11 protein-coding genes are annotated in these 14,410 nt (G+C 68.3%); 4 read left to right on the top strand and 7 right to left on the bottom strand.

From position 1 onward, the window contains the following. From urtD to AC2IPW_RS18590, 7 genes are all read right to left on the bottom strand, one after another. On the bottom strand, positions 1–783 hold the full coding sequence (gene urtD / locus AC2IPW_RS18620) for an urea ABC transporter ATP-binding protein UrtD (RefSeq protein ID WP_003937456.1): 783 nt from the start codon (positions 781–783) through the stop codon (positions 1–3). Then, positions 780–1,898 (bottom strand): urea ABC transporter permease subunit UrtC, encoded by a 1,119-nt coding sequence (gene urtC / locus AC2IPW_RS18615; RefSeq protein WP_003937457.1) that lies wholly within the window; start codon positions 1,896–1,898, stop codon positions 780–782. Before urtC ends, urtD begins: the two co-directional genes overlap by 4 nt. Continuing rightward, the gene (gene urtB, locus AC2IPW_RS18610; RefSeq protein ID WP_003937458.1) at positions 1,898–2,782 is read right to left on the bottom strand and encodes an urea ABC transporter permease subunit UrtB; all 885 of its coding nucleotides are present in this window, start codon (positions 2,780–2,782) and stop codon (positions 1,898–1,900) included. The genes urtC and urtB overlap by 1 nt, the downstream gene beginning before the upstream one ends. Before the next feature lie 37 nt (positions 2,783–2,819). Then, positions 2,820–4,088 carry an urea ABC transporter substrate-binding protein gene (urtA, locus tag AC2IPW_RS18605; RefSeq protein ID WP_486375351.1) on the bottom strand — a complete coding sequence of 423 codons (1,269 nt, stop codon included), beginning with the start codon at positions 4,086–4,088 and terminating at the stop codon, positions 2,820–2,822. A 256-nt stretch (positions 4,089–4,344) separates the two neighbouring features. Then, complete coding sequence (locus AC2IPW_RS18600; protein WP_289378557.1) at positions 4,345–5,259, bottom strand: hypothetical protein; 915 nt, start codon at positions 5,257–5,259, stop codon at positions 4,345–4,347. Between the two features lie 159 nt (positions 5,260–5,418). Further along, positions 5,419–6,831 (bottom strand): acetate metabolism transcriptional regulator RamB, encoded by a 1,413-nt coding sequence (ramB, locus tag AC2IPW_RS18595; RefSeq protein ID WP_289378558.1) that lies wholly within the window; start codon positions 6,829–6,831, stop codon positions 5,419–5,421. Positions 6,832–6,882: 51 nt separating this feature from the next. Continuing rightward, positions 6,883–8,037, bottom strand: coding sequence for a globin domain-containing protein (locus tag AC2IPW_RS18590; RefSeq protein ID WP_054371725.1), 1,155 nt, complete (start codon positions 8,035–8,037; stop codon positions 6,883–6,885). Positions 8,038–8,570: 533 nt separating this feature from the next. On the opposite strand from AC2IPW_RS18590, the gene aceA reads away from it, so the two are divergent. The 4 genes from aceA to AC2IPW_RS18570 all read left to right on the top strand — a co-directional run bounded on the left by aceA (position 8,571) and on the right by AC2IPW_RS18570 (position 14,405). Next, positions 8,571–9,860, top strand: a complete 1,290-nt coding sequence (gene aceA, locus AC2IPW_RS18585) for an isocitrate lyase (protein WP_003937463.1) — start codon at positions 8,571–8,573, stop codon at positions 9,858–9,860. Positions 9,861–9,978: 118 nt separating this feature from the next. Next, positions 9,979–10,875 carry a 3-hydroxybutyryl-CoA dehydrogenase gene (locus tag AC2IPW_RS18580; protein WP_003937464.1) on the top strand — a complete coding sequence of 299 codons (897 nt, stop codon included), beginning with the start codon at positions 9,979–9,981 and terminating at the stop codon, positions 10,873–10,875. A gap of 108 nt (positions 10,876–10,983) precedes the next feature. Beyond that, positions 10,984–13,269 carry a 5-methyltetrahydropteroyltriglutamate--homocysteine S-methyltransferase gene (gene metE, locus AC2IPW_RS18575; protein WP_289378561.1) on the top strand — a complete coding sequence of 762 codons (2,286 nt, stop codon included), beginning with the start codon at positions 10,984–10,986 and terminating at the stop codon, positions 13,267–13,269. 95 nt (positions 13,270–13,364) lie between these two features. Then, entirely contained in the window at positions 13,365–14,405 is a 1,041-nt protein-coding gene (locus tag AC2IPW_RS18570) for an NAD(P)-dependent alcohol dehydrogenase (protein WP_486375350.1), read from the top strand. The last annotated feature ends 5 nt before the right edge of the window (positions 14,406–14,410 follow it).

The following is a 14,410-nucleotide window of genomic DNA, read 5'->3' as shown; positions in this document are numbered from 1 at the left end:
TCACGCCTCCTGTACAGCGGTGGCGGTCCCGAGGTAGACCTCCTGGACCTGCGGGTTGTTCTGCACCTGTTCGACGGTGCCGTCGGCGATCACCCTGCCGCGGGCCAGAACGGTGACGGAGGTGGCGAAGGCGCGCATGAAGTCCATGTCGTGCTCGACGACGACAACGGTGCGCTGCGCCCCGATCCGGCGCAGCAACTGCCCGGTCTCCTCGCGTTCGTCGTGGCTCATCCCGGCGACCGGCTCGTCGAGCAGCAGCACGTCCGAGTTCTGCACGAGCAGCATGCCGATCTCGAGCCACTGCTTCTGCCCGTGCGCGAGGATGCCGGCGGGCACGTCGCGCAGGCCGGTCAGGCCGATCGTCTCGAGGGCCTCCTCGATCTGTGGCAGCACCGTCGTGCGGCGGCGCAGCAGCGACCACGGGGAGCGACCGGCGCCGGCGGCGATGTCGAGGTTCTGCAGCACGGTGAGTTGTTCGAACACCGACGCGGTCTGGAAGGTGCGGCCCACCCCGAGCCTGGCGATCTTGTGCACCTTCTTGCCGAGCAGTTCGGTGCCGGACTTGGTGACCGACCCGGTGGCCGGCACCAGCCCGGTGACGGCGTCCACGAGGGTGGTCTTGCCCGCGCCGTTGGGGCCGATGAGAAAGCGCAGGTCGCCCTGCAACAGGGTCAGGTCCACGCCGTCGACGGCGGTGAACCCGTCGAAACTCACCCGCAGATCGCGGATCTCGAGGTACTGGCTGGACATACCGGCGTTGCCGCCGTAGTGAGGTTCGGTCATCTCGCCGGCTCCATCGTCGTGGTCGGTGCGGGGATCGGGCGGGCCGGGCCGGTGCGGGTGCGTCGCCGGCGCAACGTCGCGAGCCCGGCCAGGCCGGCGGGGAAGAACCCGATGACGACGATGAACAGCAGGCCCTGGGCGTAGGTCCACGCGGACGGAAAGTTCTCCGACAGGGCGGTCTGGGCCCACGCGACGCCGATGGCCCCGAGGACCGGGCCGAGCAGGGTCGTGCGGCCGCCGATGGCGACGCCGATGAGGAACGCGATGGAGGGGACGATGCCGACGTCGGCGGGGGAGATGATGCCGACGACGGGCACGAACAGCGCCCCGGCGATGCCGGCGAAGAAGGCCGCCGTGGCGTAGGCGACGACCTTGACGTCGGCCGGGTCGTAGCCGAGGAAGCGGACCCGCTCCTCCTGGTCGCGCACGGCCACGAGCAGCTCGCCGTACCGGGAGAACATCAGTTGCCGGGTGAGCGCGACGACGACGAGCAGAACACCCGCGGCGACGAAGAACAGCATCCGCTTGTTCGCCGGGTCGGCGAGCGACAGGCCGAAGAAGCTGCGGAAGCGGTTGAGTCCGTTCGATCCGCCGATCGACTGCTGCCCGATCAGCAGGATCGCGAAGGCGGCGGTCAGGGCCTGGGAGAGGATCGCGAAGTAGGCACCCTTGACGCGGCGCTTGAAGACGCCGAGCCCGAGCAGCACCGCGACCAGCGCGGGGAGCACCAGGATCGCGGCGATCGTCACGAACGGAGAGGCGAACGGCGCCCAGTAGCCGGGCAGTTCACGGATTCCGGCAATCTGCATGAAGTCCGGGACGGCCTCGCCGCGCAGCTCGGCGTCGGCGATCTTCAGGTGCATTGCCATGATGTAGGCGCCGAGGCCGAAGAACACGCCCTGGCCGAGGGTGAGCATGCCGCCCCGGCCCCAGGCGAGACCGATCCCGACGGCGACGATCGCGAAACACAGGAACTTCGCGAGCAGGTTCAGCCGGAAGTCCGACAACACGACAGGGGCGAGGACGAACAGCAACAGCGCGGCGAGTGCGAACCCGGCCCAGGTGCGGGCCGGTCCGGGCCGGGTGAGTGCCGGCAGAAGTCTCGGGGCAGGCATCAGACCAGGCTCCTTGTCTTGACCGCGAACAGGCCCTGCGGCCGGACCTGCAGGAAGATGACGATGAGCACGAAGACGATCACCTTCGCGATCGAGGCGGTGGTGGAGTATTCGATGAACGAGTTGAGCAGGCCGAGTGCGACCGCCGCGACGACGGCACCCTCGATCCGGCCGAGGCCGCCGATGACGACCACCAGGAACGCGTCGATGAGGTACGACTGGCCGATGGTGGGGCTGGTGGAGCCGATCAGGGTCAAGGCCACCCCGGCCAGACCGGCCAGTCCGGAGCCGAGGAAGAAGGTGGTGATGTCGGTGCGGCGGGACGAGATTCCCACGGTTTCGGCGAGGTCGCGGTTCTGCACGACGGCCCGGATGCGCCGGCCCATCGGGGTGTACTTCATCGCGGCGATCAGAATCGCGACGCACACGACGGCGAGCACGAGGATGAACAGCCGGGTCCTGGGCACCACCGCTCCGAAGATCTCGACGCCACCCGAGAGCCATTGCGGTGCAACCACGTTGACGGCGGGTGCGCCGAAGACGTCGCGGGCGGCCTGCTGCAGCAGCAGGCCCACGCCGAAGGTCACCAGCAGGGTGTCGAGGGGGCGGTGGTACATGCGGCGGATGAGGGTGACCTCGAGCAGCACTCCCATCGTGCCACCGACCAGGAAACCGACGAGCAGTGACACCAGCAGGGACAACCCGGCGGCCGAGACCACCTGCTGCACGACGTATGCCGTGTAGGAGCCGGCCATGATGAACTCGCCGTGGGCCATGTTGATCACGCCCATCTGCCCGAACGTCAGCGACAGGCCCAGCGCCGCCAGCAGCAGGATCGAGCCGATGCTCAGACCCGTGAAGAGCTGTCCTACGACGACATCCATGTCGCCTCCCTTCTCGTCGGCTTCCCGGTCACGGTGGTCAGCTACCGGACAGGCCGGCGGCCCAGTCGTAGCTCTCGAGGTACGGGTCCGGCTCGATCGCCCCGCTCGACTCCCACACCGTGTAGATCAGTCCGTCGCCACGGATCTCGCCGATGCGGGCCGTCTTGAAGATGTGGTGGTTGTCCCCGTCGATCGTGACGGTGCCCTCCGGCGCGGCGAACGAGACGCCGTCGGCTGCGGCCTGCACGTCGGCGACGGCGAACGAGTTCGCCTTCTCGACGGTGTTCTTCCACAGGTACACCGAGGCGTACGCGGCCTCCATGGGGTCGGAGGTGGGCTTGTTCGCGCCGTACTTCGCCTTGTACGCGTCGACGAACGCCGTGTTCTCGGCACTGTCCACGGTCTGGTAGTAGTTCCACGCGGTGAGCTGACCGGCGATGTTCTGCGCGCCGATTCCGACGACCTCCTCCTCGGCGATGGACACCGAGATCACCGGCATGTCGGCGGCGGTGAGGCCGACGTTGGCGTACTCGCGGAAGAAGGCGACGTTGGAGTCGCCGTTGAGGGTGTTGAACACCGCGTCCGCGTCGGCGGTGCGGACCTTGTTGACGATCGTGGAGAAGTCGGTGGAGCCGAGCGGGGTGTAGTCCTCGCCCTTGATCTCGATGCCGTTGGCCTGGGCGTACGCGCGGATGATGCGGTTCGCGGTCTGCGGGAAGACGTAGTCGCTGCCGACGAGGTAGAGCGACCGGACGCCCTTTTCCTTCAGGTAGTCCAGCGCGGGAACGATCTGCTGGTTGGTGGTGGCGCCGGTGTAGAAGATGTTCGGCGACGACTCGAGGCCCTCGTACTGCACGGGGTAGTACAGCAGCGAGTTCAGGTCCTCGAACACCGGCAGCATCGCCTTGCGGCTCGACGACGTCCACCCACCGAACACCGCGGCCACGCAGTCGGAGCTGATCAGTTTCTCGGCCTTCTCGGCGAACACCGTCGGCTCCGACGCGCCGTCCTCGGCCACGATCCGGATCTGCTTGCCGAGAACACCGCCGTTCGCGTTGATCTCCTCGACGGCCAGCGCGATCGAATCACGCACCGTGACCTCGGAGATCGCCATGGTGCCCGAGAGCGAGTTCAACGAGCCGACCTTGATCGTGTCACCGGAGGTGTCGACGCACGAGGCGGATCCGGCGGCATCGGTGCTGTCGGTGGCCTTGCTGCCGCAGGCGCTGAGCACGAGACCGACGGCGGCCAGCGCGACCGGCGCGGCGACGGCGCGCCTGGCGAACGTGGATGTGGCAACTGGCATGGAGGTGCCCTTCTTCGAAGGTGGGAACCGGACGGGGCCCGGCGTATCCGGGCTGCGTATACAGCGCTGTATCCGTGGGTCCGAAGAGTAGGCGGCCGGTGTTGCGTGAGAATGTCTCGCGGTGACGAGTTCATGACGCGTGTTACGACCTCGTTGCCGAATGCGCACACCCCGAGGTGGTGCCCTTTCCGCACCATGAATAGCCGTCCGCGCCAGCAATTGCCGATGCGGATGCCGGGGGTCTTCGCGGCTGTTCTCAGCGACGCGATCGGGCGACGGCCCGTTCGAAGCGGGCGACAACCGTCGGGAACCGGAACAGCTCCGCCCACGTCCAGCGGACCACCTCGAAGCCGAGGTCTCGCAGCGCATCCTCGCGCAGCTTCTCGCGCCGCACCGTTTCGGCCGTGGTTCCGGGGTCGTCGGCGCCGTACTTGCCCATGCCGTCGAACTCCCCGACGATCCCGGGCTCTTCCCAGTAGAAGTCGGTCCGCGCGACGAATCGGCCTTCGCTCGTCCGGACGTCGTGCTGGAGCGCCGGGGCCGGCAGTCCGGCCTGGTGGATGCGGAGCCGACTGATCGACTCGCCGGGACTCTCGCTGCGACCGTCCAGGAACGGGACGATTCGCCGTGCCGCGGCGATTCCCGTTCGCGCCTCGGCCCGGTGGAGTGCGGTGGCCAGTGCCGGCCGCAGACCGGGATACCCGCGCAACGCGGAGTCCCCCGTCACCACGGCCTCTTCGGCGGTGACCGTGCGCGAGAGGTCCACGACCGTCCGCGCAGCCGAGGTGACGCGGATCCCCTCCACGGTCTCGACTTCGTCGTGGGGGAGAGCCGCGGCGTGGACGTGCTGACGTGGGGTACGTCGACCACCCGACGCGCGATCGCGGGTGAGGTGGATGCGGGACAGGTCGGTGCGCCAGACCGCGAAGCCGTGGACGACGGCGGCCGAGACGTGGCTGATCGCGGCGCCCTCGCGCAACCGCGCTGCGCTCGACCGGATCCGCAGCACGTGGCGTGCCACATCGTCGAGTTGCCCGGCGTCCTCTCGCCCGAGGTACATCCCCGGCACGATGCGTTCGAGACGACCCGTACGGATTCCTCGGCGTAGTTCGGCGTCGGTGATCCCGGTTGCGAGGGCGGCAGGGCGCAGCAGCGGCGTAGGTTCGCTCATACGTGGAGCGTGCCCGAACGCCGGCGCTCCGTCCGCGAGCCGCGGGCGCGAGACGGCGATCTGTGGATGAATCGTCCGCCTGTGGACAGAGGATCCGCGAACTTCGCAGTCAGCCGCGCACGCAATCGCTTTCGCGCACGACGAACATGTGCGCGGGTGTTACTTGATGAGGTAGGGGGACACCGAACTCTGGTGCTCGTTGATGACGAGTTCCTTGCCCAGTGGGGGAAATGCGCGTTGGGGGCAGTTCAGGCGCTCGCACACGCGGCAGCCGGCCCCGATGGGAGCGCCGGGGTTGGCGTCGCTGAGGTCGAGTCCGTCGGCGTAGACGAGGCGGTGGGCGTGGCGCAGTTCGCAGCCGAGGCCGATCGCGAAAGTCTTCGACGGCTGGCCGTATCGGGCGGCGCGACGCTCGACCGTGCGTGCGACCCACAGGTAGCGACGTCCGTCGGGCATCTGGGCGAGCTGGGTCATGATCTTGCCCGGATATGCGAACGTCTCGTACACGTTCCACAGGGGGCAGGTGCCGCCGCTGGTGGAGAAGTGGAAGCCCGTGGCGGACTGCCGTTTGGACATGTTGCCCGCCCGGTCGACGCGGACGAACGAGAACGGCACGCCGCGCAGCTTCGGTCGCTGCAGGGTCGACATCCGGTGGGCGATGGTCTCGTAGCTGACCGCGTAGAAGGCGGAGAGCCGCTCCACGTCGTACCGGAAGTCCTCGGCCATCTCGTGGAACTGCGCGTACGGCAGCATGATCGCCGCCGCGAAGTAGTTGGCGAGGCCGTGGCGGGCCAGGGAGAGCGAGGCCTCGCTGGTGAAGGCGCCTTCGGCGACCAGCTTCTCGATCAGCTCCCCGCACTCGAGGTAGGCCAGCTCGGTGGCCAGCTTGAACACCTGCTGGCCGCCCGACAGCCGCGCGGAGATCTCGAGGGTGCGCGTGGCGGGGTCGAACCGGTGCAGCACGTTCTCGCCGAGATCGACGCGACGGACGAGCTGCACGTCGTGCACCGCCTCCATGCGCTTGATGATGCCGCCGGAGATGTCGCCCCGGTGGAAGCGGATCCGGGTGGCGAGTTCCTCGGCGGCGGTGTCGAGTTCGTGCAGGTAGTTCTGCCGCTGATAGAAGTAGTCGCGGACCTCCTCGTGCGGCATGGTGATGGTGCCGGTGCCGCTGCCGTCGCTGTACCGGTCCTCGGTGGCGGCGGCGAGTTGCGCGGTGGTGTTGCGGAACCGCCGGTGCATGTTGACCATCGCCCGTGCGAGCCCGGGGTGGGCCGACACCATCGCGGCGATCTCCTGGGCGTCGGCGTCGATGCCCATCTCCTGGTCGAGGGCCACCTCTCGCATCTCGGCGATGAGCCGGGTGTCGTCCTGGGACGAGAAGAACGTGGTGTCGACCCCGAAGACCTCGCTGATGCGCAGCAGGACCGGAACCGTGAGCGGCCGCACGTCGTGCTCGATCTGGTTGAGGTAGCTGGCCGAGATCTCCAGGGTCTTGGCCAGTGCTGCCTGGCTCAATCCCCGCTCGGTCCGCAGCTGGCGCAGGCGGGCGCCGACGAACGTCTTTGGCATCACCCCAGCGTACGAGCGTCTACACAGCTTTGCAACGAGGGATTCGCAACGTTAGCTCTCCGCCAGGCCCAGCCAGGAACCGGGCGCGAAGGCCTCGTAGTGGACGGCGTCGGGCGATACCCCCGCAGCGAGCAGCGTCTGCCGGATCGAGCGCATGAACGGGACCGGACCGCACACGTAGACCTGCGGGTCGGTCGGCAACTCGACACCGTCGAGCGGGGAGTGGCCGTCCTCGCGGAGTTCTTCGAACTCGGAGTACCGGGTCTGCATGCGGGCCCGCGGCAGGCGATCGACCAGGGCCTGTGTCTCCGCGCGGCGGGGATGGTCGTAGGTCGAGCGGTCGACGTGCACGACGAGAACCTCGCGCTCGGATCGGTGCGCCGCCAGGTGCTGCAGCGCCGCGAGCGTCGGGGTGATGCCGATGCCGGCCGAGATCAGCACCAGAGGATCGTCGCCGTCCTCGACGACGAGGCTGCCGAACGGATGGGAGACGACGAGTTCGGTGCCGATGCCGACGCCCCCGGCGAGGAACGGGGAGACGATCCCGCCCCGGACCCGCTTGACGGTGACGGCCCACTCGCCCGGGACGTGGCTGCGCACGAGGGTGTACTGGCGGATCTGACGGGTGCCGTCACCGAGGGTGGTCGCGATGGAGATGTACTGTCCGGGAAGGAAATCCGGGAGCGGAGTGCCGTCGAGTGAGCGCAGCGTCAGAGTCGCGACCTCGGCGCCGTCGAACTGGACGTCGGTGACCACGACGACGCGCCACACCTGGCCGTGCCGGACCCCGGCCTTGTCGTAGAGGGCGGCCTCCTGCTCGATGAGCGAGTTGGCCATCAGGGTGTAGACCTCGCGCCAGGCCGCGGCGACCTCGGGGGTGACCGCATCCCCGAGCACCTCGGCGATCGCGGCGAACAACTGGTGCCGCACCACCTCGTAGTGGGGAGCCTGGACGCCGAGCGAGGCGTGCTTGGCGGCGATCCGGGCCATGATCGCGTCGATGTCCGCGGCGTCCTCGGTGACCAGGAGCGTCGCGAACGCGGCGACCGAACTCGCGAGGGCCTTCTGCTGCTCCCGGTTCTCCTGGTTGGTGCGGTTGAACAGGTCGGTCCGCAGCGAGGGTGCGGCCGCGAAGAGCTTGTCGTAGAACAGTTCGGAGATCCGGCCGATATGGGCACCGACGACCGGCAGGGTGGCCTCGATCACCGGCTTCGACGTGGCGGAAAGGATGGCGCCCTCCTCGACTCGTGTGCGAGTGGGGAGTGGGCACGCCCGCTCGGCGTGACCGGCCCCGACTGATCAACGCGCACATGGTAGACGAACGATCTTGGTCCCCGGCCGATTCGACCGGGACGACTTCCCGATTCGCCGCAGCCGATTCTGTGAGACTGGTCACAATGGAGGCGGTATCCCGCGTTCCCGGGGCTGGTGGGCCCGCACTCGGAGGTCTTCGCGATCCGCGCCCGCCGGAGGCGGCGTGGCGGACAATGCCGAGGTAATTGCTACCGACGAGTAGCCCAGGGCCCGGTAGGCGAGTTCGTTGGACGCCCCAAACGTTTACAACCTTTGCAAGGCTATTGGAAAACCTAGCGAAGATTGGCATTAGCAACAGGTAGACCGCACTTTCGGGGTGTGTCATTGTCGAGTGGTACATCCGAAAGGTTCGCGAAGGATGTGAAGTAGTACGCACGTACTGCAGAACGTCCGGCGCGGATCCGATCTAGAGAGTGGAGCTTTAGATGTCGACCACCGGCACCCCGAGGACCGCTGAGGAAATCCAGAAGGATTGGGACACCAACCCGCGCTGGAAGGGGATCACCCGCAACTACACGGCCGAGCAGGTCGCGAAGCTGCAGGGCACCGTCGTCGAGGAAGCCACCCTCGCCCGCCGCGGTTCGGAGATCCTCTGGGACCTCGTGAACAACGAGGACTACATCAACTCGCTGGGCGCCCTCACCGGCAACCAGGCCGTGCAGCAGGTCCGCGCCGGCCTCAAGGCCATCTACCTGTCCGGCTGGCAGGTCGCCGGTGACGCGAACCTGTCCGGCCACACCTACCCGGACCAGTCGCTGTACCCGGCGAACTCGGTTCCGCAGGTTGTCCGCCGCATCAACAACGCGCTGCTGCGCGCCGACGAGATCGCCAAGATCGAGGGCGACACCTCCGTCGACAACTGGCTCGCCCCGATCGTGGCCGACGGTGAAGCCGGCTTCGGTGGCGCGCTCAACGTCTACGAGCTGCAGAAGGCGATGATCGCGGCCGGTGTCGCCGGTTCGCACTGGGAGGACCAGCTCGCGTCGGAGAAGAAGTGCGGCCACCTCGGTGGCAAGGTGCTCATCCCGACCCAGCAGCACATCCGCACGCTGACCTCGGCTCGCCTCGCGGCCGACGTCGCCGACGTCCCCACGGTCGTCATCGCCCGCACCGACGCCGAGGCCGCGACGCTGCTGACCTCCGACGTCGACGAGCGTGACCGCGAGTTCCTCGACGGCACCCGCACCGCCGAAGGCTTCTACGGCGTCAAGAACGGCATCGAGCCCTGCATCGCGCGCGCCAAGGCGTACGCGCCGTACTCCGATCTGATCTGGATGGAGACCGGCGTGCCGGACCTCGAGGTCGCCAAGAAGTTCGCCGAGGCCGTCCGCGGCGAGTTCCCGGACCAGCTCCTCGCTTACAACTGCTCGCCGTCCTTCAACTGGAAGGCGCACCTGGACGACGCGACCATCGCGAAGTTCCAGAAGGAGCTCGGCGCGATGGGCTTCAAGTTCCAGTTCATCACCCTCGCCGGCTTCCACTCGCTGAACTACGGCATGTTCGACCTGGCCCACGGCTACGCCCGCCAGGGCATGACCGCCTTCGTCGACCTGCAGGAGCGCGAGTTCAAGGCCGCCGAGGAGCGTGGCTTCACCGCCATCAAGCACCAGCGTGAGGTCGGCGCCGGCTACTTCGACGCCATCGCCACCACCGTCGACCCGAACACCTCCACGGCGGCCCTGAAGGGCTCCACCGAGGAGGGCCAGTTCCACTAGGAACCGGCAACCGGATGTGGGCGCGGCGGGATCTCGAACGACCAGGTCCCGCCGCGGCCGTATCCACCCCCTGTCGAAAACTCCCTTCACGACCCCCACATGACGAGTAGGAGCTGACGTGACCAGCGAAAAGATTCAGCGCGTCGGCGTGATCGGCGCCGGGATGATGGGCGCAGGTATCGCCGAGGTGTGCGCGCGCGCTCATGTCGACGTACTTGTGTACGAGCAGACCCGCGAACTCGCGGCTGCCGGGCGTGCCCGCATCCTCCGGTCCCTCGACCGCGGTGTCAGCAGCGGCAAGATCACCGAACGGGAGCGTGAGCAGGCCGCCTGGCGGCTGCGCTTCACCTCCGACCTCGGCGACTTCGCCGATCGCCAGCTCGTCGTGGAGGCGGTCGTCGAGGACGAGAAGGTCAAGGCCGAGATCTTCGCGGAGCTCGACAAGATCGTCACGGATCCGAACGCGGTGCTGGCGTCCAACACCTCGTCGATCCCGATCATGAAGCTGGGCATCGCCACCACCCGGCCCGAGCGGGTCATCGGCATGCACTTCTTCAACCCGGTTCCGGTGCTGCCGCTGGTCGAGCTGGTCACCACGCTCAAGACCAGCCCCGCGGTCTCCCAGCGCGCGGAGGCCTTCGCCTCCGAGGTGCTCGGCAAGCAGGTCGTCCGGTCCTCCGACCGGGCCGGCTTCATCGCCAACGCGCTGCTCGTGCCCTACCTGCTGTCGGCGATCCGGATGGTCGAATCCGGCTTCGCCACCAAGGAGGACATCGACAAGGCGATGGTTCTCGGATGTGCGCACCCGATGGGTCCGCTCGCGCTGACCGACCTGGTGGGCCTGGACACGGTCAAGTCGATCGCCGACTCGATGTACGGGGAGTTCAAGGAGCCGCTCTACTCGGCTCCGCCGCTCCTGCTGCGCATGGTCGAGGCGGGCCTCGTCGGCAAGAAGTCGGGCGCCGGCTTCTACGAGTACGCCGACAACGGTCGTGCCGCCAAGAAAGTCAGCTAGGTAGGTAGCACCACACCGCATCTCGGCGCCCGTGTGCCGACAGCACAGCCGTTGCGCTGGCTGTCGGGGCACGGGCGCGAGGTGCATCGAGGGAAAGGTCGACCCCTGATGGCCAGCAATGCAGACGGATACGGCTCCAGCATTCTCGGGTATCCGCGCATCGGACCCCGCCGTGAACTCAAGCGTGCGCTCGAGGCCTACTGGCACGGTACCGGCACGCGCGACGAACTCGTCGCGGTGGCCCGCGAGATCCAGGAGTCCACCTGGAGCGAACTCGCCGCCACCGGACTCACCCAGGTGCCGGGCAACACGTTCTCCTACTACGATCACGTGCTCGACAACGCACTGCTGTTCGGTGCGATCCCCGAGCGGTTCCGCCCGCTCGTCGGCGAGCTCGATCCACTCGACCTCTACTTCACGCTGTGCCGGGGCCGTGAGGACTTCCCGCCGCTCGAGCTGGTCCGCTGGTTCGGCAGCAACTACCACTACCGGCAGCCCGAGCTCGACGAGACCACCACCTTTGCCCTGAACTCGGCGGCGGTACTCGACGAGTTCGAGCGCGCCAAGGCCCGTGGCATCGAGCTGCGCCCGGTCGTGCTCGGCCCGATGTCCCTGCTGCTGCTGTCCAAGGTCTCGGAGACGTCCGAGCAGGACGGGTTCTCCACGCTCGACCTGCTCGACCGGCTGCTGCCGGAGTACGAGAAGCTGTTCGCGGAACTCGCGCGCGCCGGCGCCTGGTGCGTGCAGCTCGACGAGCCGTCCTTCACCGAGGATCGCACCCCGCAGGAGCTCGAGGCGTTCGCGCGGGCCTACGACACTCTCTCCCACGCGCCGCTGCGCCCGCGCCTGCTCGTCACCGGCCCCTACGGCCACCTCGGCGAGGCGCTGCCCCTCCTCGCTGCCACCAAGGTCGAGGCCATCGGTCTCGACCTGGTCAACGGCCGGATGAGCGCCGAGGAGCTGGCCGCGGTGCCGGGACTCAAGCGCAAACGGATCTATGCGGGGGTCGTCGACGGCCGCAACGTGTGGAAGGCCGATCGGCACCGCACTCTCGAATACCTGAGCAGCCTCGCGGCCGTTGCGCCCGACCTGGTGGTCTCCACGTCGTGCTCGCTGCTGCACGTGCCCTACGACGTGCTCGCCGAGTACGACATCCCGGGCGACGTGGCGGACCGGCTGGCGTTCGCCAAGCAGAAGGTGGGCGAGGTGGTCTCGCTCGCCAAGGCACTGACCACCGGGGCGGAGGAGCGGTGGCGCAAGCCGCCGACCTCGGTGCACTTCAAGCAGAAGCACACGATCCGCGCCCGCGTCAACGCCCTGCGCCCCGAACACCGCCGCCGGGTCCCGTACGAGGAGCGCCGCGCCGCGCAGCAGGAGCGCCTGAAGCTGCCCCCGGTGCCGGCGACCACCCTGGGCTCGTTCCCTCAGACGGCCGAGATCCGCAAGGCCCGCTACGAGCTGGGTGAGGGGCGCATGTCGTGGGACGACTACGTCAAGCGCATCCAGGAGGAGATCGAGTCCACCATCCGGTTGCAGGAGGACATCGGTCTCGACGTGTTCGTCCACGGCGAGCACGAGCGCAACGACATGATCCAGTACTTCGCCGAACTGCTCGAGGGCTTCGCCACGACGCACTTCGGCTGGGTGCAGGCCTACGGGTCGCGGTGCACGCGGCCGCCGATCCTCTACGGCGACATCGTGCGGCCGAAGCCGATGACGGTGGAGTGGATCGCGTTCGCGCAGTCGCTGACCGACAAGCCGGTCAAGGGCATGCTCACCGGTCCGGTCACGATGCTGGCCCGGTCGTATGTGCGCCAGGACCAGCCGTTGCACGAGACGGCCGACCAGCTGGCGCTGGCGATCCGCGACGAGATCGCCGATCTCGAGCGGGCCGGCATCGCGATCATCCAGGTGGACGAGCCCGCGATCCGGGAACTGCTGCCGTTGCGGCAGGACGGCCGGGCCGAGTACCTGGACTGGGCGGTCGACGCATTCCGGCTCGCGACGGGCGGCGCCAAGCCCGAGACGCAGATCCACACGCACCTGACCTACTCCGGTCAGGCGTCGGTGGTCGACGCGATCGAACGGCTCGACGCGGACGTCACGGCGATCGTCGCGACCCGTTCGATCCGCTGGGTGCTCGAGGCCATCAAGGACAAGGCGCTCACGCACGGTGTCGGGCCCGGTGTCTACGAGAGCCGATCGGCGCGCATTCCCGACATCGACGAGCTCGACGAACTGCTCAGCACCGCTGCGGAATCCGTCGAACTCGACCGGCTGTGGGCCAATCCGGACGGCGGGCTCAAGACCCGGCACTACTGGCAGCTCGAGCCGTCGCTGCGCAACCTCGTCGCCGCCGCACGCCGGCTGCGGCGCCGCGCGGCCGGACAGTAGCGGCCGGACAGTAGCGACCGGAAAGCACCGCCGACGCGCACCCGCGAGCAGCCCCGCGGGTGCGCGTCGGCGCGCCGGCAGGTAGGCATGAACGCATGACTACCGTTGCTGCGTACGCCGCCACCACGGCGGACAGCCCCCTCGTCAAGACCACCATCGAGCGGCGCGAGCTCGGTCCCCTCGACGTGCTCATCGAGATCCGGTACGCCGGGATCTGCCATTCCGACATCCACACCGCCCGCAACGAGTGGGGCGGCACCCGCTACCCGGTCGTCCCCGGCCACGAGATCGTCGGGGTGGTGAGCGCTGTCGGCTCCGACGTCACCAGGCATGCGGTCGGCGACCGGGTCGGCGTGGGCTGCTTCGTCGACTCGTGCCTCGAGTGCGAGGCCTGCACCAGCGGCGACGAGCAGTACTGCACCGAGCGGGTCACCGGCACCTACAACGCGGTCGGCCGCGACGGCGAGGTGACTCAGGGCGGATACTCCACCCATATCGTCGTCACCGAGCACTTCGTCCTGAAGATCCCCGACGGCCTGGCGCTCGATGCGGCGGCGCCGCTGCTCTGCGCGGGCATCACCCTGTACTCTCCGCTCCGGCACTGGGGCGCCGGACCGGGCAGGAAGGTCGCCGTCATCGGCATGGGCGGTCTCGGCCACGTCGGCGTGAAGATCGCCGCGGCAATGGGTGCGGAGGTGACCGTGCTGGGGCATTCGCTGGCCAAGCGGGAGGACGGGCTGCGGTTCGGCGCCGTCGACTACCGCGCCACGACCGATCCGCAGACCTTCGTGGATCTGCGGGACACATTCGACCTGATCGTCAACACCGTGTCGGTGAATCTCGACATGGATGCCTACCTGTCGCTGCTCGCCCGCAACGGCACCCTCGTCGAGCTGGGCCTGCCCGAACACCCGCTCACGCTCCGGGCGTTCTCGCTCGCCCGGAACCGCCGCAGTCTCGCCGGCTCCATGGTCGGCGGCATCCCGCAAACCCAGGAGATGCTCGACTTCTGCGCCGAACACGGGATCGGCGCCGAGATCGAGGTCGTCCCGGCCGACCGGATCGACGAGGCGTACGACCGGGTCGTGGCGAGCGACGTGCGCTACCGCTTCGTCATCGATGCCACCACCATCTGAGCAGT

The organism is Rhodococcus sp. NS-SX18 (assembly GCF_057367935.1).
Note: the sequence above shows the minus strand (reverse complement) of the source record. Positions and strands in the feature narration are given on the sequence as shown.

What these genes read in the sequence shown, in the direction of transcription:
- AC2IPW_RS18570 (WP_486375350.1), top strand. Translation starts at nt 13,365, where the DNA reads ATGACTACCGTTGCTGCGTACGCCGCCACCACGGCGGACAGCCCCCTC.
- urtA (WP_486375351.1), bottom strand. Translation starts at nt 4,088, where the DNA reads ATGCCAGTTGCCACATCCACGTTCGCCAGGCGCGCCGTCGCCGCGCCG.
- metE (WP_289378561.1), top strand. Translation starts at nt 10,984, where the DNA reads ATGGCCAGCAATGCAGACGGATACGGCTCCAGCATTCTCGGGTATCCG.
- urtB (WP_003937458.1), bottom strand. Translation starts at nt 2,782, where the DNA reads ATGGATGTCGTCGTAGGACAGCTCTTCACGGGTCTGAGCATCGGCTCG.
- aceA (WP_003937463.1), top strand. Translation starts at nt 8,571, where the DNA reads ATGTCGACCACCGGCACCCCGAGGACCGCTGAGGAAATCCAGAAGGAT.
- ramB (WP_289378558.1), bottom strand. Translation starts at nt 6,831, where the DNA reads ATGCCAAAGACGTTCGTCGGCGCCCGCCTGCGCCAGCTGCGGACCGAG.
- AC2IPW_RS18600 (WP_289378557.1), bottom strand. Translation starts at nt 5,259, where the DNA reads ATGAGCGAACCTACGCCGCTGCTGCGCCCTGCCGCCCTCGCAACCGGG.
- urtC (WP_003937457.1), bottom strand. Translation starts at nt 1,898, where the DNA reads ATGCCTGCCCCGAGACTTCTGCCGGCACTCACCCGGCCCGGACCGGCC.
- urtD (WP_003937456.1), bottom strand. Translation starts at nt 783, where the DNA reads ATGACCGAACCTCACTACGGCGGCAACGCCGGTATGTCCAGCCAGTAC.